Source organism: Chitinophaga chungangae (genome assembly GCF_017742215.1).
GTDB classification, from domain to species: domain Bacteria; phylum Bacteroidota; class Bacteroidia; order Chitinophagales; family Chitinophagaceae; genus Chitinophaga; species Chitinophaga chungangae.
On record NZ_JAGHKP010000002.1, the window covers coordinates 166,125 to 188,427 of the forward strand.

15 protein-coding genes are annotated in these 22,303 nt (G+C 54.6%); 3 read left to right on the forward strand and 12 right to left on the reverse strand.

Annotated features, from left to right (window positions below):
• Positions 1–10: 10 nt before the first annotated feature.
• From J7I43_RS08740 to J7I43_RS08770, 7 genes are all read right to left on the reverse strand, one after another.
• A complete protein-coding gene (locus J7I43_RS08740) occupies positions 11–3,328 on the reverse strand; it encodes a TonB-dependent receptor (RefSeq protein ID WP_209145292.1) in 3,318 nt (1,105 codons plus the stop codon).
• A gap of 189 nt (positions 3,329–3,517) precedes the next feature.
• Positions 3,518–4,684: a FecR family protein gene (locus J7I43_RS08745; RefSeq protein WP_209145293.1), complete on the reverse strand. Its 1,167-nt coding sequence runs from the start codon at positions 4,682–4,684 to the stop codon at positions 3,518–3,520.
• A gap of 92 nt (positions 4,685–4,776) precedes the next feature.
• Complete coding sequence (locus J7I43_RS08750; RefSeq protein WP_209145294.1) at positions 4,777–5,373, reverse strand: RNA polymerase sigma factor; 597 nt, start codon at positions 5,371–5,373, stop codon at positions 4,777–4,779.
• Between the two features lie 105 nt (positions 5,374–5,478).
• Positions 5,479–6,600: a hypothetical protein gene (locus J7I43_RS08755; protein WP_209145295.1), complete on the reverse strand. Its 1,122-nt coding sequence runs from the start codon at positions 6,598–6,600 to the stop codon at positions 5,479–5,481.
• A complete protein-coding gene (locus tag J7I43_RS08760; RefSeq protein WP_209145296.1) occupies positions 6,597–7,235 on the reverse strand; it encodes an ABC transporter ATP-binding protein in 639 nt (212 codons plus the stop codon). Before J7I43_RS08760 ends, J7I43_RS08755 begins: the two co-directional genes overlap by 4 nt.
• A gap of 5 nt (positions 7,236–7,240) precedes the next feature.
• Positions 7,241–8,155: a serine hydrolase gene (locus tag J7I43_RS08765; RefSeq protein WP_209145297.1), complete on the reverse strand. Its 915-nt coding sequence runs from the start codon at positions 8,153–8,155 to the stop codon at positions 7,241–7,243.
• 41 nt (positions 8,156–8,196) lie between these two features.
• On the reverse strand, positions 8,197–8,604 hold the full coding sequence (locus J7I43_RS08770; protein ID WP_209145298.1) for a response regulator: 408 nt from the start codon (positions 8,602–8,604) through the stop codon (positions 8,197–8,199).
• Between the two features lie 116 nt (positions 8,605–8,720).
• On the opposite strand from J7I43_RS08770, the gene J7I43_RS08775 reads away from it, so the two are divergent.
• Positions 8,721–14,762: a HAMP domain-containing protein gene (locus J7I43_RS08775; RefSeq protein WP_236023342.1), complete on the forward strand. Its 6,042-nt coding sequence runs from the start codon at positions 8,721–8,723 to the stop codon at positions 14,760–14,762.
• Positions 14,763–14,775: 13 nt separating this feature from the next.
• The gene (locus J7I43_RS08780) at positions 14,776–15,996 is read left to right on the forward strand and encodes a sensor histidine kinase (protein WP_209145299.1); all 1,221 of its coding nucleotides are present in this window, start codon (positions 14,776–14,778) and stop codon (positions 15,994–15,996) included.
• A gap of 70 nt (positions 15,997–16,066) precedes the next feature.
• Here J7I43_RS08780 and J7I43_RS08785 read toward each other — a convergent pair whose 3' ends face one another.
• Positions 16,067–16,846, reverse strand: coding sequence for an alpha/beta hydrolase (locus tag J7I43_RS08785; protein WP_209145300.1), 780 nt, complete (start codon positions 16,844–16,846; stop codon positions 16,067–16,069).
• Positions 16,847–17,073: 227 nt separating this feature from the next.
• On the opposite strand from J7I43_RS08785, the gene J7I43_RS08790 reads away from it, so the two are divergent.
• Positions 17,074–17,493 carry a response regulator gene (locus tag J7I43_RS08790; RefSeq protein ID WP_209145301.1) on the forward strand — a complete coding sequence of 140 codons (420 nt, stop codon included), beginning with the start codon at positions 17,074–17,076 and terminating at the stop codon, positions 17,491–17,493.
• A 6-nt stretch (positions 17,494–17,499) separates the two neighbouring features.
• Here the strand turns inward: J7I43_RS08790 and J7I43_RS08795 are convergent, their stop codons facing one another.
• The 4 genes from J7I43_RS08795 to J7I43_RS08810 form a co-directional block, all read right to left on the reverse strand.
• Positions 17,500–19,122 (reverse strand): sensor histidine kinase, encoded by a 1,623-nt coding sequence (locus J7I43_RS08795; RefSeq protein ID WP_209145302.1) that lies wholly within the window; start codon positions 19,120–19,122, stop codon positions 17,500–17,502.
• Positions 19,123–19,196: 74 nt separating this feature from the next.
• Positions 19,197–19,553, reverse strand: a complete 357-nt coding sequence (locus J7I43_RS08800) for a nuclear transport factor 2 family protein (protein WP_209145303.1) — start codon at positions 19,551–19,553, stop codon at positions 19,197–19,199.
• Between the two features lie 40 nt (positions 19,554–19,593).
• On the reverse strand, positions 19,594–20,226 hold the full coding sequence (locus tag J7I43_RS08805) for an AraC family transcriptional regulator (protein WP_209145304.1): 633 nt from the start codon (positions 20,224–20,226) through the stop codon (positions 19,594–19,596).
• A 27-nt stretch (positions 20,227–20,253) separates the two neighbouring features.
• Complete coding sequence (locus J7I43_RS08810; RefSeq protein WP_209145305.1) at positions 20,254–22,185, reverse strand: sensor histidine kinase; 1,932 nt, start codon at positions 22,183–22,185, stop codon at positions 20,254–20,256.
• Between the last annotated feature and the right edge of the window lie 118 nt (positions 22,186–22,303).

Sequence of the window (22,303 nt, forward strand, 5' to 3'; positions counted from 1 at the left end):
TTTGCTGGCCTTAAAAAGTTACGTTTAAGCCTACAGTGTTCACTTTCACCTGCGGATAATAATAAATGCTGCTGGTGGAAGGCGCTTCCGGGTCTATCCAGTTGTAAAGACCGCTGAAAGTGAGAATGTTCTGGCCGCTGTAATACACCCGCGCTTTTTTGATCCCGATCCTGTCGAGCAGGCCCTGCGGAAGCGTATAACCGATCTGCAGGTTTTTCAGGCGCAGGTACGACGCATCTTTCACCCAGAAGGAAGAAGGCATGCTGGAAGGATCGTTCTGCTGCTGCGTAGAAAGCACTCTCGGCAGGGAAGCGCCGGTATTCGCATCGGTCCAGGTGTCGAGCATCGCGGAAGTAGGTTTGCCTGAGCTTGTGCTGATCGTTCCCACCTTGCCCGCATCGATGTAGGTTTTTACGCCGGCCGCGCCCTGGAAGAAGATGGTCATGTCCACGCTTTTCCAGGAACCGCCAAGGTTCAGGCCGTAAGTGATCTTGGGGTAATAGTTGCCCAGAAATTCCTTGTCTTTCGTATCGATCACTTTATCGCCGTTCAGGTCTTTATATTTCAGGTCGCCGGGTTGTGTGTTGGCGGATTGTTTGGCGTGGCCGGCGATCTCTTCTTTCGACTGGAAGATGCCTTCGGCCACATAACCCCACAGCGCGTTGATGGGCAGCCCTTCCTGTTTGATGGTGTAGCCGCTGGGCCCTTCGGAAACGTAGTCAACAATTTTGTTGTCGATGAAAGAAGCGTTGGCGGTGGCGTTCCAGGAGAAGTCGCCTTTGCTGTCGTTATAGCCTGCGGTGAACTCCCAGCCTTTGTTCTGCACCTTGCCCGCGTTCTGCGTAGGCGCTTCGAGGCCGTAAGTAGCGCCGATAGGCAGTTTGATGAGGATGCCGCGGGTGTCTTTTTTGAACCAGTCCGCCGTCAGCGTAAATTTTCCGCCGAGGAAAGCCGCGTCGATGCCAACGTTGGTCTCCGCCGTGGTTTCCCACATCACCATCGGGTTAGCCCCGTTCACCGGCGCAATGCCGTTGGCGATGATGGCGGCGGTGCCGCCGAAGGTGTAGTTCTGCCCTGCGTTAAACGTGGGCAGGTACGGGTAAAACGGCGTGGAGGGATAATCCGTATTGTCTGACAATATCTGGTTGCCCAGCTCGCCCCACGAAGCCCTGAGCTTCAGCGCGCTCACCGTTTGTTTCAGCGGCGTGAAGAAGTTTTCCCGGTCGATGTTCCAGCCGGCGGAGAAAGAAGGGAAATTGCTCCAGCGGTTGTCCGGCGAAAAACGGGAAGAACCGTCGCGGCGGATGTTCGCTTCAAAAAGATATTTGCCGTCGAAGTCGTAGTTGATACGCCCGAAATAAGAACGCAGCGCGGCTTCGTAAGCATACCCTTCCGCGCGCTGACCGTCCTGCGAGCCGAGGTTTACCTGGCCCAGCTGGTTGTTGAGCAGGTTTTTACGGTAACCTTCGTTGAAGGTGTATTTCGTGTATTCCTGGAAATAACCGGCCATGGCTTTCAGGTTATGTTTGCCGAAAGTGCGCGTGTAGTCCAGCAGGTGCTGGAAGGTCACCACGTTGCTGGTCGTATTGCCGTCTGTAACGGAGTTGGGGCCCTGGTAGAAAGTAGGGGCGCCCTGTGCGTTGAAATATTGAATGTCTGCCACGAACGATTTTGTTTGCCCGGTACGCATGGTGTAGGCAACGGAAGGTTTGAAATGCAGCCCTTCCAGGATCTCCAGGTCCGCGCCCACATTGCCGAGCAGGTCCGCATAGTTTTCGCGGCCGTAGCTGGGCGATTCCAGCCATGCGGCCGGGTTGCCGTCGCCGATGCTGCCGTAGTGGCCGTTCGCATATTTGTACGGAACGATGGGCGAAATGCGGTTGAACTGGCGGATGATCTGCGTAAAGTCCGGCACGCCGGGATAACTTGCCTGCGGTTCTTTGGTGATGGAATACGTGTACGCCAGGTTGCCGTATACTTTCAGCCGGTCGGTCAGGTTCTGGCTGATGTTGAAACGCGTGGTATAACGTTTGGCGTTGGTTTCTTTCATGATCCCGTTCTGGTCGTACATGCCGAGGGAAAACGAATACTGGCTTTTATCGGAACCTCCGCTTACGCCGAGGTAATAGTTCTGCTGGATGCCGTTGCCTTTGTAGGCGAGGTCCAGCCAGTCCGTGTTCGGGTAATTAAACGGATCGGAGCCGTCGCGGAATTTGCTGATCTCCGCATCGGTGTAACGCACCGGTTTGCCTTCGTTTTTCAGCGCCTGGTTGTACAAAGTGGCGGCCTGCCACGAAGGAAGGAAGTCCGGCAGCGCGGTGGCGTTCTGTTTGCCGACATAGGTGTTGAACGTGATCTGCGGCGCGCCTTTTTTTCCTTTTTTGGTGGTGATGAGTATCACGCCGTTAGCGGCGCGGGAACCGTAGATGGCGGCGGATGCCGCGTCTTTCAGTACGGAAATGGTTTCAATATCGTCCGGGTTCACATTGTTCATGGATGAAATAACACCATCCACCATTACCATGGCGTTGCTGTTATTGAGGGTGCCGATGCCGCGCACGCGGATGGTGCCGCCGTCTTTACCGGGCTGGCCGCTGCTGGCCGCGGTTACCGCCACGCCGGCCATGGTGCCCTGCAATGCGTTGGAAACGCTGGTCACGGGCCTGTTTTCCAGCTGTTTGGAATTGACGGTGGCCACGGAACCTGTCAGGTTCACTTTTTTCTGCACGCCGTAACCCACAACCACCACCTGTTCCAGTTCACTCTGTTTGGTTTGCAGCACTACGGAAATTTCTTCCCGGGTAACGGCGATCTCCTTGCTTTCGAAACCCAGCAGGGAAACGATGAGCACGGAATTGAGGTCCGCTTCGAGCTGGAAAGCGCCGTTGGCATCGGTAAGGCTCCCTTTCTGGGTGCCTTTGATCATTACCGCCGCACCGATCAAAGGTGCGCCGGTCTCGTCTTTCACAGTTCCCCGCACTTTCATGGGCGGTTTGGCGGCGGTTTCAGTTGCCATCGCGATGGCGGCGGATACGGCTTTTTCTTTTACGATCACCATATCGTCCATCAGCGTGTAAATGAGCGGCTGGTTACGGAAGCAGATGTCCAGCACCTCGCGGATGTTGCTGTTTTTCACCGTAAGCGTTACGGGCGTGGCTTTCGCCAGTTGCCTGGCCGTGTAAACGAATGAGTACCCTGTTTGTTTTTTGATCTCGCGGAATACTTTGTCGAGCGGAGCATTTTTTTCAGACAGCGTAACCGTCTGGCTGACTGTTTTTGCGCTTACGCACATACAAACGGATAAGAGTAGCAAAGCGGTGAGTTTCATAACCCGCATTTTTTTGTTAATTCCCTCCGGCAAGGAGGCACAAAGGAGCTTTAAATGCATAGATTTGCATAGTTTGAGTGAACCAATAAAACTGTGTGTCAATAACGGGAAAGTTGGATAAGCTCGGACGTTTTCAACGCCCTGCGGACCAGGCAGGGCGTTTTTTGATTCCTTGCTTTCCGGTTGCTTTTATTTCAGTATCATAATCGTTTTTCCTTCTATTCTGAATTTAACCTTGCCTGTCAGTTCCAGCGCTTTCAGCACATCCGATATTTTTTTATTTCTCGGCACGTCCACAAAAAAGAGATCGTCCACATTTTCCAGCGCTTTCACTTCCACGTCGTACCACCGGCTGAGCTGCCGCATCACCGTTTCGATGGAAGCGCCTTCGAATACGAAGCGGCCGTTTTTCCAGGCCATCGTTTCCGCGATGTTCACGTTCGCATCTACCGTCATTTTCCCGCCCTGCGCCACTTTCGCCTGCTGCCCGGGCGTTATCACGCGGCTGTTGCCGGCGGCGTTCACTTTCACGCTGCCTTCCAGCAAGGTGGTGCTCACCGTTTTATCGTCGCCGTAGGCGTTTACGTTGAAATGCGTGCCGAGCACTTCCAGCTGCACATCGCCAGCCTGTACGCGGAAAGGTTTGTCTTTATTTTTCGCCACTTCCAGGTATACTTCGCCGCTCACCCGCACGATCCTTTCCCGGCCCGCGAACGCGGTGGGATAAGTGATGGACGATGCGGCGTTGAGCCAGGCCTTCGTGCCGTCCGGCAATGTAAGCTGGTACTCTCCGCCTTTCGGCGTGCTCATGGTATTGTACAATATTTCCCGCGAAGCATCGCCCGAGGCGTCGTACACGATCTGCCCGCCCGCCTGTTTGCTGATGCTGGTGCCGCCCTGCTGCGCCAGCACACCGTCCGCCGCATCGTCCAGCACGATCTGCTGACCGTTAGACAATGTGAGCACGGCTTTGGCGCCGCCGGGCATTACGTCGTTGGCAATATTTGCTGCGGCAACAGGCTGATGGCCGCCGGAGGGCTTGTACAAATAATAAATGCCCGCGCCCGCCACCAGCGCAACCGCCGCGGCCGCGGCAAATCGTTTGATAAAACGGAAACGCGGCTTTGGCTCTTCCGGCAAAAACAGGTTGCCGATGATCCTGTTCAGCGCGGGATCGGCGTCTTGCCGCAGCTCCGCGTCCGGCTCGTAATGATCCCAGGCTTCTTCCAGCACTTTTTTCAACGCGTCGTCATCTCCAGCCTGTTCCACCCAGGCGGCCAGCTCTTCTTTTTCCATCGAAGTGATGGAACCATCAAAAAAGCGCGTAACGAGATAACGGACCCTGGCGTCAGACATATGGTTGAATGTTTTAATAACGAGGAGTATTGCCTTGTCGGGAAGTAAGACAAACGGGAAAACAAATAGGCATAGTGCGGGGGAAAATTTTTTTACGTCCCCCACACCATTATCAACACCATTACAAAGTAGATGGCGTCCAGCGAGTTGGGATAATGCCGCATTTGTTTGCGCAGGGTGCGCAGTGCCTGGATCATGTGATTTTTGACAGTGCCGGTGGTGATCTGCAGCCTCCTGGCAATCTCTTCGTGTTTCACGCCCTGTTCGCGGCTGAGCAGGAATACGATCTTTTGCTGCGGCGGCAGTTGTTGGATAGCGTTGCGCAGGCGCTCCTGCGTTTCTTTCAGCGCCAGGCTGCCCTGCGGGGTGATGGAGGAAGGAACGGCGGGCGCGTCGGCCAGCTGTTTGAGGATGGTCACTTCACGGGCCATTCGTTTGAACCCGTTGATGGCATGGTTTTGCGCCATGCGGAAAATATAACTCTGAAAGCTGTCTATCTGCAAAAGCGTTTCACGGTCTTTCCACAACTTCTCGAAAATATCCTGCACTATGTCTTCCGCCGAAACATGCGTACCGGTCAGCCTGAAAACAAAGCCGTACAATTTATATTTATATCCGTGGAAAAGCCTTGTAAACGCCAATTCGTTCCCACCCGCTGCCAATTGCAGCAACTCCTTCTCTGATTGCATACCCTGCGACAATGGAATATAAATGAATACCGTTGGTCTGCAACAAAATTATCAAGAAAATGCATTCATGCCGGTTTTTTTTGACACACATATAAACCGGTCGTGCTATGACCGCGGTTCAACATATGTTTCGTAACGGGGGAAGAGGAAGAAAAACAAACCCGCTGAAGCCGGAACCATCACACTGGCCGCCAGCCATTCGTACCCGGCCAGCACCATGAACAGCGTTACAAAGGAGACGAGCAGTACGTACCGCATGTGGACCTCGGCATTCATTTTCGGGAAATAAAGCAGGCTGCGGAAAAGCAGCAGCATGGCCGCCGCCAGCACGAAACAGCCGGTCAGCGAAGACAGGGGCGTTTTGTTGGCGGCCATCATAACTATTTCGGGAAGGAAAAGCAGCAGGTAAATGCCCGCCAAACGCAGGTAATGCCGCCACAGCGGCTGCGGCAGCCCGCGCAGGAAACCGAGGTATGTATCGTCGAACGCCCGGTGCTGCATCATCAGCTGCCCGTGCGCGATCACGCAAAGCATTCCGCCCAGCATCAGCCCCCGCGCGTCGAAGCCGCCGGTCTGGCGCAGCAGGTAAAACGTGAGCCACAGGATGCCCGCGCACGCCAGTTTTACGCTGAGAATGCGGCGCGGGTAATTGGTAAAGAGCTCATAGAAAAAATAAAGACCGGGCAATTTCACGAACCGGCGGTTGAGCCAGCGTTGCAAATAACCCGTGAAAAAAGTAACGTCCGGCCGGTGGAGCTTGCGCTCGTACAGTGCCAGCGGCAGGAAACACGCCAGGAGGTTAAAAACGGCCACCAGCAAGCCCGCCAGCCAAAAGCCCCGCGTGATGCCCACTGCTACCGCGATGCCGGCATACACCAGCACCGGCATGTAAATCCCGGTGTGGATCAGCAGCCAGAGCCGCCGGCGCGCCGGTTTTTCCACGCTGCCGAGGGTGGGGTATAAAAATTCGAAGCCCTGCGTCTGGAAAGTTTTCAGCACAAAACCGGCACATTTCATCCCGTACAAAGCCCACAGGGCCAGCACGAGCAGCAGGAAATACAGGTTGCCCATAAAACCGAGCATGAGCGAACGGTGGTAGCTGATGAGGCTGCCGCCGTCTACCACGCCGAAAAGCAGGTAAAAAAGCACGAGGAAAAACAGCGTGTTCTGAATGTAGAACCGGCGCACGAAGATCTTCTGCAATATGGCCGTCACATTTCCCATCACACCAATGCAATATTTTTTGCCGCCACGCGCAAAGTGCCGCTCACCGGCAGCTCGCGCTGGTCGAGGGGTTGATGCGAAGTGATGCAGAATGAAACGCCGTTGGCGCTGTAAGCCCTGATAAGGTCGTACAACACCGCCAGCGCCTGTTTGTCGATGGTGATCAGCGGCTCGTCCAGCAAAATGAGCAAAGGATTGCCCGTAAACGCCAGCAGCAGCGATAATTTTTTCAACATCCCGCTGGAATAGGTGCTCACCGGGTTTTGCATGTAGCCGGTCACGCCCAGCCGCTCGCCCAGTTCCATAACCTGCTGCCGGTTCCCGCCTTTCGTGCCGAGATACAGCTCCAGCAGGTCGCGGCCGGTGAGGAACGAAGGGTATAACGGTTCCGCTTCCGCATAATTGATCAGCCGCCGGAAAGCCACCGGCTGGCGGTGACTGCTGACGTTGCCCTGTAAAATAATCTCGCCTTTAAAAGGGATCAGGCCGGCCATTACTTTCATGCAGGTGGTTTTGCCGGCGCCGTTCTCGCCCTGCAGCCAGTAAATGCCCGCGGGCAATTCGAGCCGGGCGATATCCAGCACATGAAAATCCTGGTAACTCTTCCGTACGTTGTGAAGAGCGATGACTGCTTCCATCCGTTCTATTTTTTCAGTACGTCCCACGTTGGTTTCCAGCCGCTCTTCGGTTCGTAGTACGCCCAAAGGTAAGCGCTTATTTTCCGGATGAGCTGCACGGCCTCATTGTCTGCCTCCCACCGCTGATCTTTGATATTTTTGGTACCTACATAAAATACGTAATCGCCGTGCGGGGCGTTCACCAGCGCCAGCTCCGACCGCGATTCGTTCACCGAGCCGGTTTTGGCGGCCACCTGCACGTAAGGCGGCACTTCCGAAACGGCCTGTTCGTCGTAATACCCTTTCGTCATAAGCCGGTACATTTTTTCACTTGCGCCTTTGCTGATCACTTCGCCCTGGCGGATCTTCAGCAGCAGCGTGCTCATTTCGCGCGGGGTGGTCTGCCCCCAGCCGAACACCGCCCGGTTTCCTTCGCGCCCGGGCGTACGGGAATTCACCCGCGTGTCTTTCAGCCCGTATTGCGCCAGCAATTCGTTCACCCGTGCGCCGCCGCCCGCCAGCGCCTGGTTCCAGAGCGAGGTAGTATTGTCGCTGTAGGCCATCATCAAAGCGACCAGCACGCTCAGTTCGGTTTCGGAGCTGTCTTTGAAGAACTGCATCAGTCCCGAGCCGCCATACTTCGCGGAATCGCGGTACACCAGCGGCTGGTGCCATTGCAGCTCCCCTTTTTCGATCTTGTCGAAAACGCCCGCCAGCAAAGGCACTTTTACGATACTGGCAGTGGGGAAAATCGTATCCGCGTTCACGGCCGCGAAACGCCCGCTGCGCACATGCAGCACGTATACGCCGGCGGTGCCTTTAAAATCGGCCACCATGGCGGCAAGCGCCTTTTCAAGTTTGCGGTCGGGCTTACGTTCCTGGGAAAATAAGGCGTAAGGGAAAAGCAAAATGCTGAATAACAGGGAAATAACCTTCTTCATGCGGCAGGGTTTGGATTCAGGCCTTTAAAATAGAAAAAGATTCACATAAAAGACAGGATATGCCGGGCGATGGCGATATACGAAGCAAGGTCGCTGGGTTTGGCGATGTAATCGCTGGCGCCGAGGTCCATACAGATGGAACGGAAAACCGGCGAATTGGAAGTGCTCCAGATGATCTTCGGAATGTTCCGCAGGCGTTCGTCCGGCCCCAGCAATTGCATGATCTCCGCGCCGTTGAGCTCGGGCAAGTTGTAATCCAGCACGATAACGGACGGCAAAGCATCGTCTGGCCGCTCGCCCAGCCAGTTCATGAATTTTTTGCCATTGGGCAGGCAAATAAGCCGCATTTGCGGGTCTACTTCCCGGAAGGCGAATTGCAACATTTCCTGGTCGTCATGATCGTCCTCAGCCAGAACGATAAACCGGGTTGCGTGGCCTGGAAATTGCATATATGCAAGAGTTGAAATTGGTTGACGCACAAAATTAACACTTGTTTTGATATTGAAGTCGATTAGATATGCATTACTAAATAACCAATCCGCCTATACGCGCTAATTCCTTTACAATGAACTCACGGAAAAAAACCGGGGAGCCCACCGCCTCCAAGACCCGAAGTGTGGAAAAAGTTCCCCAACCTTCCCCTATGAACGGCCACGACCAACTCGATCTCAGCGAACTGTTACAGGTATTGACCGAAGTCCGGAGCGGGAATTTCACCGCGCGGATGCCCGTAGACAAAACCGGTCTCAGCGGCAAGATCTGCGACGCTCTCAACGACATCATTTTTCTCAACGAAACCTTTGTGGATGAATTACATGTAGCCCGCAACACCATCGGCAAACAGGGGCAGCTCAACCACCGCGTGCAGATGCCCCGCACCGCCAAAGGTTCCTGGCATGCTTCGGTAGGCTCCATCAACAGCCTCATTTCCGACCTCGTTCAACCCACCATCGAGATCGCGCATGTGATCAGCTCCGTTGCGAAAGGCGATCTTTCCACAGAAATGAAGCTCCAGATAGAAGACAATGTGCTGCAAGGCGAATTTGCCCGCATCGCCACGGAAGTGAACCGCATGGTGAAACAGCTCAACAATTTCTCCATGGAAGTAACCCGCGTGGCGCGCGAAGTAGGTTCAGAAGGAAAACTCGGCGGCCAGGCGAAAGTAAAAGACGTGGCCGGCGTTTGGAAAGACCTCACCGATTCCGTGAACCTTATGGCCGGTAACCTTACGGCGCAGGTGCGCAATATTGCGGACGTAACCACCGCCGTGGCGAAAGGCGATCTTTCCAAAAAGATCACCGTAGACGTACAGGGCGAAATACTCGAGCTGAAAGGCACCATCAACACGATGGTGGACCAGCTCAATTCCTTTTCTTCCGAAGTAACGCGCGTGGCGCGTGAAGTAGGTACAGACGGCAAGCTCGGCGGCCAGGCGCAGGTAAAAGGCGTGGCCGGCACCTGGAAAGACCTCACCGATTCCGTGAACCAGATGGCCTCCAACCTTACCGGGCAAGTGCGCAACATCGCCGAAGTAACCACCGCCGTGGCGCGCGGCGACCTTTCGCGCAAAATTACCGTAGACGTAAAAGGAGAGATCCTCGAACTGAAAAATACCATCAACACCATGGTGGACCAGCTCAATTCCTTCTCTTCCGAAGTAACGCGCGTGGCGCGCGAAGTAGGTTCAGAAGGAAAACTCGGCGGCCAGGCCACCGTAAAAGGCGTGGGCGGCGTGTGGAAAGACCTGACCGAATCGGTGAACCAGATGGCGGGCAACCTCACGGGGCAGGTGCGAAACATCGCCGAGGTAACCACCGCCGTGGCCAACGGCGACCTTTCCAAAAAGATCACCGTAGACGTAAAAGGAGAGATCCTTGAATTAAAAGACACCATCAACACGATGGTGGACCAGCTTAACTCTTTCGCCTCCGAAGTAACGCGCGTGGCGCTGGAAGTAGGCACCGAAGGAAAGCTCGGCGGCCAGGCCAAAGTGCAGGGCGTGGGCGGCACCTGGAAAGACCTCACCGATTCCGTGAACCAGATGGGCTCCAACCTTACCGCGCAGGTGCGAAACATCGCCGAGGTAACCACCGCCGTGGCCAACGGCGATCTTTCCAAAAAGATCACGGTGGACGTGGCCGGGGAGATCTTCGAACTGAAAAAGACCATCAACACGATGGTGGACCAGCTCAACTCTTTCGCCTCCGAAGTAACGCGCGTGGCGCTGGAAGTAGGTACAGACGGGAAGCTCGGCGGCCAGGCCAAAGTGCCCGGCGTAGGCGGCACCTGGAAAGACCTCACCGATTCCGTGAACCAGATGGCCTCCAACCTCACCGGGCAGGTGCGCAACATCGCCGAGGTAACCACCGCCGTGGCGAAAGGCGACCTTTCGCGCAAAATTACCGTAGACGTAAAAGGAGAGATCCTCGAACTGAAAAACACCATCAACACGATGGTGGACCAGCTCAATTCATTCGGCTCCGAAGTAACGCGCGTGGCGCGCGAAGTAGGCTCCGAAGGAAAACTCGGCGGCCAGGCCAGCGTGCCGGGCGTGGAAGGGCTTTGGAAAGACCTCACCGATTCGGTGAACATCATGGCCTCCAACCTTACCTCGCAGGTGCGTAACATCGCCGAGGTAACCACCGCGGTGGCCAACGGCGATCTTTCCCGTAAAATCGAAGTAGATGTGGCCGGGGAGATCCTCGAGCTGAAAAATACGATCAACACGATGGTGGAGCAGCTCCGCTCCTTCGCCTCCGAAGTAACGCGCGTGGCCCGCGAAGTAGGCACCGAAGGAAAGCTCGGCGGTCAGGCAAACGTGCCGGGCGTGGGCGGTACCTGGAAAGACCTTACCGATTCCGTGAACATGATGGCGGGCAACCTCACCGCGCAGGTACGCAATATCGCGGATGTGGCCATTGCCGTGGCCAACGGCGATATGAGCCGCAAGATCACAGTAGACGTGCGCGGGGAAATACTCCAGCTGAAAGAAACGCTCAACACGATGGTAGACCAGCTGCGCGCCTTCGCCTCCGAAGTAACGCGCGTGGCGCGGGAAGTAGGTACAGACGGCAAGCTCGGCGGCCAGGCGTTCGTGCCGGGCGTTGCGGGCACCTGGAAAGACCTGACCGATTCCGTGAACAACATGACCGGCAACCTTACCTCGCAGGTGCGAAACATCGCTGAGGTAACCAAGGCCGTGGCTTCCGGCGACCTTTCCAAAAAAGTGACCATCGACGTAAAAGGCGAGATCTTCGACCTTAAAAATACCATCAACACGATGGTAGACCAGCTCAACTCCTTCGCCTTCGAAGTAACGCGCGTGGCGCGCGAAGTGGGCACGGAAGGAAAACTAGGCGGGCAGGCCGAGGTGCAGGGCGTGGCCGGTACCTGGAAAGACCTGACCGATTCCGTGAACATGATGGCCTCCAACCTTACCAACCAGGTGCGCGGCATCGCGAAAGTGGTGACCGCCGTGGCCACCGGCAACCTCAAACAAAAACTTTCCATCGTATCCCGCGGCGAGGTGGCGCAGCTCACGGAAACCATCAACGAAATGATCGATACGCTGGCCGTGTTTGCAGACCAGGTAACCACCGTGGCCCGCGAAGTGGGCGTAGAAGGCAGGCTGGGCGGGCAATCCAGCGTACCGGGCGCATCCGGCATCTGGAAAAACCTGACGGAGAACGTGAACCAGCTGGCGGAAAACCTCACCACGCAAGTGCGCGCCATCTCGGCAGTAGCTTCCGCGGTAACCAAAGGCGATCTCACCCAGATGATCCGTGTGGAAGCGAAAGGCGAAGTGGAACAGCTGAAAGACACCATCAACCAGATGATCGCCAACCTGAAAGAAACCACGCAGCTCAACCAGGAACAGGACTGGCTCAAATCCAACCTCGCCACTTTCACACAGATGCTGCAGGGCCAGAAAGACCTTCACACGGTGACCAACCGTATTCTGACGGAGCTGGCCCGCGTGGTGAATGTGCAAAAAGGCATGTTCTACGTTCTGAAACAGGACGAAAACGCCACGCAACCCACGCTCAAGCTGCACGCGTCTTACGCATACGGCGAAGAATCGCATATCAAACGCGAGTTTAACCTCGGGCAGGGACTGGTAGGCCAGTGCGCGGTAGACAAGGAACGCATTCTGCTTACCAACGTGCCCGGCGATTACATCCGCATCAGCTCCGGCCTGGTAGACGCGCCGCCGCTGAACCTCATCGTGCTGCCGGTGCTGTTCGAATCGCAGACCAAAGCCGTGATCGAGCTGGCGTCGTTCGACACCTTCAGTCAAACCCACCTCGACTTCCTCAGCCAGCTGACCGAATCCATCGGCATCGTGCTCAATACGATCGAAGCGAGCTCGCGTACGGAAGACCTGCTGGAACAGTCTCAATCGCTGGCGGACGAGCTGCGCAAAGCGAACGAAGAATTGCAGGACAAGGCGCACCTGCTTGTGAAACAGAAAAACGAAGTGGAAGAGAAAAACAAGGAAGTGGAAGAAGCCCGTTTGTCCCTCGAAGAAAAAGCCGCGCAGCTGCAGCTTACTTCCAAATACAAATCCGAGTTCCTCGCCAACATGAGCCACGAGCTGCGCACGCCGCTCAACTCGCTGCTGATACTGGCGCAACAGCTGTATGAAAATTCAGATGGCAACCTCAACGACAAACAGGTGCGTTACGCGAAAACCATCCACAGCTGCGGCGACGACCTCATCCAGCTGATCAACGACATTCTCGACCTGTCGAAGATCGAATCCGGCTACATTTCAACGGACTTCATCAAAGTGCGTTTCCAGGAAGTGATCACTTTCGTGGAAACCACCTTCAAACATATTTCCGAAAGCAAGAACCTGCGTTTCGGCATCGAACTGGACGAAAAACTGCCGCAGATGCTGGAAACCGACGTCCAGCGTTTGAACCAGATATTAAAGAACCTGCTTTCCAACGCTTTCAAATTCACCGAAAAAGGCGAAGTGAAACTGCGCGTGTACATGGCGGACCGCAACTGGAAAATTCCCAACGAAAACCTCGATACCGCCGGACAGGTAGTGGCATTTGAGATCCGCGACACGGGCATCGGCATTTCGAAAGACAAACAGAACATCATCTTCGAAGCGTTTCAGCAGGCGGAAGGCTCTACCAGCCGCAAATACGGCGGCACCGGCCTTGGCCTGTCCATCAGCCGCGGCCTGGCAGACCTGTTGGGCGGCTCCATCGAACTGGTGAGCGAATCGGGCATGGGCAGCACGTTCACGCTTTTCCTGCCGCTCATCAACGTGCAGACCGCTCCCATCGTTCGCAAGGAAAAACCGCGCGCTGCCGGCCAGTTCGAAAATGTGCAGAAACCTTCCGAAACCAAAGACCTCGAAGGGCTCAACGAGATCATCAACGATATCGGCGACGACCGCAACAACATACTCGAAGGCGATAAAGTGGTGCTTATCGTGGAAGACGATGTGCGTTTCGCCAAGATCATGCAGGAAAAAGCGCATGAGATGGGGCTGAAAGTGGTGATGGCCGTTAGTTTCGGCGAAGTGTTCGACCTCACCAACAGATACCATCCCATCGCCGTTACGCTCGACGTGAAACTCCCCGACGCCAGCGGCTGGCGCATTCTGGACCTGTTCAAAAACGATGTCAATCTCAGGCATATTCCCATCCATCTCATTTCCGGCGAAGAAAACCGGCTGCTGGCCATGCACCGCGGCGCGCGCAGCTTCAACCTCAAGCCGCTCAAGGCCGAGGCGCTCACCGTGCTTTTCAAAAAAATGCTGGAGCAGCATGAACAGAAAAAGAAACGCGTGCTGGTGGTGGAAGACAATCAGCCCGATGCTTCACAGATCGCGCGGATGCTGGAAAACGGCGGGCTGATCGATCTCGATTTCGCGGAAGACGGGCAGGGGGCGCTGGAAAGACTGAGCGCCAATTCGTACGACTGCATCATCGCCGATTATATGCTGCCCGATGTGGACGGCTCCGATCTTTTTGCAAATATCCAGGCCTCCAACCGGCAAAACGCCACGCCGCTTATCGTATATTCGGCAAAAGATTTTTCGACGGCTGAAAAATCAAAGCTTAAGCAATACGCCAACAAGATCCTGCTAAAAGATGTCAATTCCCTTGACCTGCTGCTGGAAGAAACCGTGATGCAGCTGCACATCAATCACTCCACGCTGCCGGAAGAAAAAAGGAAACTGATCGAAGACCTCCGCTCGCAAAAAGACGTACTGAGCAATAAAAACGTGCTGGTGGTAGACGACGACGTGCGCAATCTTTTCGCGCTCACCACCGCGTTCGAAAAATACCACATCAACACCATCACAGCGGAAAGCGGGCAGGAAGCGATGAACATACTCGACGAAAGGGAACATATCGACATCGTGCTGATGGACATCATGATGCCCGAAATGGACGGTTACGAAACGATGCAGAAGATCCGGCGCGAGCACAAAAACAGCGCGCTGCCGATCATCGCAGTTACGGCCAAAGCCATGAAAGGCGACCGGGAAAAATGTCTCGAAGCGGGCGCGTCGGACTACATCACCAAGCCGTTGAAAATCGACCAGCTTCTTTCTCTCATGCGCGTTTGGCTTTACAGATAACCATTACCCGGCAATGAACAATGCAGTAAAAATATTGATCGTAGACGACCGGCCGGATAACCTCCTGTCCATAGAAACCATCCTGGAAAAGGAGCATTATCACATCGTGAAAGCTGCCTCCGGCAGGGCGGCGCTGAAAGCGTTGCTGCAGGAAACGGATTTTTCGCTGATCCTGATGGACGTGCAGATGCCCGATATGAACGGTTTCGAAACGGCCGCGCTGATCTACCAGCGGGAGAAGCTGAAAAACATACCGATCATTTTCATCACCGCGCATACGCATGAGGAAGAAGCCGTGTACAAAGGGTATAACGTGGGCGCGGTGGACTTCATCCATAAACCGCTGAACCCGCAGCTGCTGCGCATCAAAGTGGGGTTGTTCGTTGAGTTGTACCAGAAAACACATTCATTGCGCGAACAGGAAAAAAACCTGCTGCAGGCCAACGCGCTGCTGCAGAGGGAGATCAGGGAAAGGGAAGCGTCGGAAATGAAAGTGCTGGAACTGAACCGGCAGCTGCACCGCAGCAATGTGCATCTCAAAAAAGTGAACGAAGAGCTGGACCGTTTCGCCTACGTGGCTTCCCACGACCTGCAGGAGCCCCTGCGGAAGATCAGGGTGTTCACCGACATGATCAACAAAAACAGCGGCAACCCGCAGGAACTGGAACGGTATATTTCAAAGATCGGGGAAGCCGCGCAAAGAATGCAGCAGCTGGTAGACGACCTCCTGCGTTTCTCCCGCCACTCCACCCAGGGCCGCGATTATGTGAACGCAGACCTGAACGAGATCGTAAAAGAAGCCGTATCCGAACTGGAGATCCCGATACAGACGAATCAGGCCAGCATCCACGTAGACCCGTTGCCCTGCATTCCCGTGATCCCCACCATGATCCGGCAGGTGTTCAACAACCTCATCAGCAACGCCATCAAATTCCGGAAAAAAAACGTAATGCCCGTGGTGCATATTTACGCGCGAAAGTCCGACGAACCGGAAACGATGCCCATGTACCAGATCTTCGTGGCAGACAATGGCATTGGCATAGACAACCGTTATCTCGAAGATATTTTCGCGGTTTTCAAACGCCTGCACAGCTACCACGAGATCGAAGGCACCGGTATCGGGCTGTCTATCTGTAAAAAGATCATGGAACATCACAACGGCACCATTACCGCCACCAGCGAGGTCGATCACGGCACCACCTTCATCATCGGCATTCCTGAAAAACAATCCTGAAACATTTTGCATAACAAAAAACCTTACCGCACAAACATCAGTAAGGTTTTTTTATTGTCCGGCCGCGGCGTTAGTATTTCGCGATCCAGTCCGCCACATACTCCGCATCGCCCTCCCAGCCTGGCTGACCGAGCACGAAATGATTGCGGCCAGGGAACTCCTTGTATTCCAGCACAGAGCCGTTCTGTTTATACCTTTTGAAATTCCGGCGGTTGAGGTGCGCGGGAATGATCGTGTCTTCGAGGCCGGCAGTGATCAGCATCGGCGCATGCGGTTTGTTGTAATCCACTTTTGCCGCGCTGGTGAGGCCGCCGCGGGCCACCGTTTTGGATTCCGGGGCGGTCAGCTCGTCCCAGGCTTTCCGCTGCTGGTCTAAAGGCATGCCGTTTACAAAAGCATATTGCCAGTCTTTGAAAGACATGAGGTAGGTTTTTTTCAGGGAAGTGAACAGCCCGAGGCTTTTCCAGCCAGCCTTCAGGAAAGAAAATTCGTATGGGAACACGCCCAGCGTGGGCACGGGATGAATGGCCACGGCCGCCCTTGCATAACCACGGTTGTTGAGCACCTGGGTCATCATCCCGCCCAGCGAATGCCCGATGATGTAGGGTTTTTCAGGCAGGCTGGCGGCAACTTTGGCGTAGTGGTCGATCAGCTCGGTAAGGGTAAGCGCGGCAAGATCGGTATCGTTTGGCTGACGGGCGCGCAGTTCCGCCGCCGTGCCGTCTTTAAAAGGCCAGGCCGGGGCGATGGTATTGTAGCCTTTTTGTTCGAAATACGTTTTCCATTCGTCCCAGCAATGATGGGTCACGAACGCGCCTGTTACGAACAGGATGGTTTTAGTTGTTTCCATAGACAGATGAGATTCAGGGTGATTGTAATGAAACGAACGATATATAGTATAGTCTGTTATTGAGGTCTGAGCCGGGGTATCCGCTTGTCTAATGTTCCTGTAAAATACGTTTTTTACGGCTGTTTTGTTCGGAGAAATGCCTAAAAGCCGCTAAAATGCCACGAAAATCCGTGATTGTTTTGAAAGCGGCTTGATTTGTACTATTTTAGCCTGGTAAAATTTAGCACTTGCGCAACAAAACCCGTCCAAAGATTTTTTTACTGGCTGATGATGACCCTGAAGACCTGGAAATGCTTGAGGAATCCCTGCTGGCGGCTGATCCTGAAATACAGCTGGCTATGGTGCGGGACGGGCAACAGGCGCTCGAGTACCTCGAAAGCCATGGCGGCGAAGAGCTTCCGTGTTTTATCGTACTGGATTATAAAATGCCGGTGTTTAACGCTGTGGAAGTTTTGGAGAGGATACGGAAAGAACCGGGGCTGCAGGCGATCCCCAAAGTGGTTTGGAGCACTTCCAGCCAGCCGGAGCATGTGAGGTCCTGCCTGGAAAAAGGCGCCCTCGAATATTTTATAAAACCTTCCCGGCTGAGCGAGCTGAAAGACATCACCCGCCGCATGCTGCGGATCTGCGATGAAGCGGCGGGATAACCGCGCTTAATTCCCCGCGGGAATATACACTGCAAATTCTGCTCCCTGGTAAGGAAGGCTGCTGGCCCTGATAACCCCCTGGTGATTCTGCACGATCTTTTTGCAGATAGCAAGACCGATACCTGTGCCCGTGTATTCGTTCCCGTTATGCAGGCGCTGGAACAGGTCGAATATTTTCGCTGCATACTGCGTATCGAACCCGATCCCGTTATCGGTAACGGTGATCTTATGAAAAAAACCGCCCACTTCTTTTAAGTCCTTCAATTCCGAACCGGGCACAATAGACGCCGCCACTTTGATCTTCGGCGGTCTTCCCGGGTGCCGGTATTTGAGGGAATTGCCCAGGAGATTTTCGAACAGCTGGTTGAACTGGAAAGGAATGGCTTTGATCACCGGCAGCTTTTCCCATTCGATCACCGCACCCATTCTTTCCACGGAATCGCGGTGAGACGCCACCACCGCGTTCACGACCTCGTTCAGGTCTACCATGGCCAGCTCCTGGGAGAACGAAGAGGCTTTTGAATAGGTAAGCAAATCGTCTATCAGCTGCCGCATGCGCTTGGCCGCATCCATGGAGCGGCTCAGGAAGTCTTTCATTTTTTCCGGCAGGCCGTCCGCATATTCGTTGACATAACTATTGTAAAACTGGATCTTGCGCAGCGGTTCTTTCATATCGTGCGCGGCTGCGTAGGCGAACTGCTCCAGCTCTTTGTTCTGGAATTCCAGTTCGGCGGCGTATTTCCGGATCTTGTCTTCCGCTATCTTTTTCTCCGTCAGGTCGCGCGTTACTTTCGAAAAACCGATCACGTCGCCGGCATCGTTGTGCAGCGCGGTAATGATAATGCTTCCCCAGAAACGCGTACCGTTCTTCCGCATGCGCCAGCCTTCCTGCATGGCCTTGCCGGCAGTCGCCGCGGAGTTTATCATCCTGGCGGGAAGCCCCTGCTCCCGGTCTTCCGGCAGGTAAAATATGCTGAAATGCCTGCCCACGATCTCCTCTTCCCGGTACCCTTTGATCTTCTCCGCGCCTCTATTCCAGTTCAGGATATACCCTTCCCGGTTCAACAGCAGGATGGCATAATCTTCCACTTCCTCGATCATTTTATGGTACCGCTCCTCGCTTTTTTTCAGCGCCTCGTTTTTACGCAGCAGTTCCGCGTTATACTCCTGGACGCTTTTCTCCAGCGAAGCGGTTATTTTCAGGGCAATGGCTTCATTTTGTTTCGTAATATCAGTCAGCATGTTCACCGTGCCGGTAAGCCTGCCGTGTGCATCGTATACAGGGCGTGGAAAACATGCCACAGTTTTACGGAGTCCGTCTGCCCTTTCCAGGACCACCTCCACCCCTCTCAGCTCATTACCCTCCCGAAGCGCTATGGACATGGGAGCGGCTTCCGGCGGAATGGGACGCCCATCGTGGTCGAATACTTTCCAGAGATCGCTCCACAAGGTTTTGCCGGCCTCGGGCGAAACGCCCCAAAGCTCCGCCGCAGCGTCGTTGTACCGGAGGATAAATCCTGCGGCATCCGTTGAATAAACGGCGGCAGGCAGTAATTGAAGGATTTCGGGATAACCGGTCATTCCCCCCGCCGGTCTGCCTCTATAATGGTTGTTCGTTCCTGTTTCCATTGGCACAAAAGGTAATTACGAAGATACCTTATTGAACCCAAACGACATGCCATTCATGGCGGGAATAGCTGTTTTCAATCATAATGGCCCATGGCCCGGAAAACTTTTCCTTCGGCGTTCAGCTCAAAAAACTCCGCCGCCTTTTTCCCGGCAACGCTATCGTAATAAATAATGATGGTGTGGACGCAGGAAAACACTTCGTGCAATTCAAAATGAAGATCGGGATATTTGCCCATCGCTTTTCGCCAGTAAGCGGCTACGTTTTCTTTCCCTTTGAGCGTGCCGGACGGCGCGATGCCCATCTGCTGAATAAAAGGGCTGCTCATTTCAAAATCTTCCGTGTAATGGAGCAATACGGCTTCGAGGTCGTGGCTGTTCCAGGCATTCACCCATGCCTGCGCGAACTGGAGCGCCTGTTCTCTTGTGATCATGTTTTTTTATTTCAAAATTATGCGCGGCGCGGCCGCGGGGTTATGACAAAAAGCTCAGTTTTTGAAACTGCCCCGGCGTTACCCCGAAATGTTCCCTGAACTTCCCGATGAAATACGAAAGGTCATGAAACCCGCTCTCATGGCAGGCCTGCGAAACGGTAAGCCGTTTATGCTCCAGCAGGTAACGCGCTCTTTCGAGCCTGCGCACCCCGATCCACCTGCCGGCGCTGCCGCCCGTGTGGCGAAGCGCCCAGCGCTTGAACGTGCTCAGGCTCATGTGGTGCAGCCGCGCCAGTTCCGCCAGCGGCAAAGGATCTGTAATGGTCGCGGCGATATTTGCCAGTATGGCGGCCGCATCGTCGCCGGGCGGGGCGTTGTGGTGAAGAATGGTGTTGAGGCTGAGAAACGCTTCTTTTTTAACGGAAATGTCTGAATAGATCACGGAATATTTTGGGATGAAAAGCGCGTCGCCTTCTTTCATCTCATGTTTTTTCCCCTCGAGGTACACTACCTTTTTTCCCTGCCGCACGCAGGTGATGGCGGCATGAGGCATGAAAAACTCGTCTTCCGACGAACGGTCGTAGCGGCAAAGGGCCATATCTATCGTATCGCCGGCGTGCAGTTTTTGCACGCTGGCTTTCCGATGGTTGAAGTCTGAAAAAGCGGTGATCATGCGGGGATCAAATTACGAATTTCCGCGCTACGGGAGAAGCGCCGTGTCTTTCGGCAACCGGAAATAAAAAGTGCTGCCTTTTCCGGGAATGCTGCTGATGTGCAGCTCGCCGCCGTTGTTGGCCACAAATTCCTTGCAGAGCCAAAGGCCCAGGCCGGTGCCTTTTTCGTTGGCGGTGCCGTCTGTGGAATACAGCTTGCTGCCGTACAATATTTTGTACGCAGCCTCGCTGGTCAGGCCGTTGCCGCTGTCTGTCACGTATAGTTCCGTTTTTCCGCCGGCATCTCTTGCGCCGAACGAAATCACGCCGCCGCGCGGGGTGAATTTGATGGCATTGTCTACCAGGTTGCGGATCACGAGTTCCAGCTGGTGATCGTCTGCAAACACCGTGGCGCCCGGTGGCACGGAAATTTCCAGCCGGATGTTCTTCTGGCCTGCGGAAAACCGGTAAGTATCGGCGATCAGCTGGAAAAGCGGCGCCAGCTCCACCTTCTCGGGCCGGGTTTCGATGCGGTTCATCTGCGACAGCGACCAGTTGAGCATATTGTGCATGGTGGAATTGATGTGTTTGATATGCTGCCGGGCCATCTGTGCAAATTCCCCGATCTCCTGCGGCGACAGCGCTTTCATTTCCAGCAGTTCCATCAGCCCCGAAAGCGTGCCCAGCGGGGTGCGCAGGTCGTGCGAAATAATGCCCAGCAATTTGTCTTTTACCGTATTGCTTTCCCGCAAATGCTGCATCATTTTGGCCAGCTCCTGCGTACGGAGGCTCACTTTTTCTTCCAGCAGGTCTTTTTGTTTGTTGACGTACTCCAGGTGCGCCGCCTGCATATCGATCTTTTCTTTTTTCAACAACGCGTACCGGTGCCCCAAAGCCAGCGACAGCAGGATCATTTCCACACCGGAACCGATCGGCAGGATGTGGAACGACCAGGTGCCGTAATGCAGCAGTCCCACGTTGGTACATACGAAAAGCAGCACGCACGACAGCAGCGCGGTCCATGCGATAAGGAAATACAGCGCGGGTTTATATCCTTTCCTGTAAGCGTTGATGGACATCCAGATGAACAAAACGGGAATGCAGAAGCTGCACAATTCACTGACGCGGATGGCCGGCACGCGCCAACCCAACGCCAGGCAGATGACCGGCACCCACAGCAGCCAGAAGATCCACCGCAGTATCCGCGTTTGCACGGGCGCGTACTTTTTGCTCCGCAGGAACAACACCGAAAAACCGATGGTGAACATGTAACTCACCGCCGCAAGGCCGATACCGTACTGGTTGAAGAACAATGCGGCGCGGGGGCCGAGGCTGTAGTGAAAACCGCGCAGGTACAGCAGGTTAAAGCCCGCCAGCGCCACCAGGTAACCGAGATACCAGAGATAGGCCTTGTCGCGCACCCAAAAGAACAGCAGCAGGTTGTAAAAGAACAACGCCGTCACCACGCCGAGATAGATCAGCTCCACGATGTACATATCCGCCAGCGCCGTGGGCACGCCTTCCGCAGTAGCGGCGGCCAGCGGCACGATCAGCGCGTTGCCGGTACGCGCGCGCAGCCAGAAGTCCACCGGCTTCCCGTCATTGGCCGGCAATTCGAACGTAAAACCGTGAAAGTGGAAAGGATTGGGTTTGTATTGCAGGCTGCCCGATTGCGCCACATGCAGTTCGCCCCCGTGCTCGTAATACAGTGTGAGGCTGTCGATATTGGAAAATTCTATCAGCAGGTAAGTGACGTTGGTGGCAGGGTTGCTCACCCGCCCGTGGACCCACACCGCGGCTTTGGTGATGCCAAATGCGCCGATATCGTGTTGGATGGGCTGAAAAAGCGAACTGTAGGCAGGTTGTTTCACCTGCTGATAAGTGAGCATCCCTGTGGGGTCCGGCATCCAGCCGGAGGTTTGGGCTATGCGCACGTAAGGTCTGTCACTGCTCAGCTCGTTCACGGATTGGGCAGACAACGGCCAGGGAAATAGCTGTAGGATGAAACAAATAATAAGTTTTCTCAATACGGAGGGTTATGCATTGTACAACATCGTTCTTAATGTAAGATAATTTGACGACAGAAAAGGGTGAAAA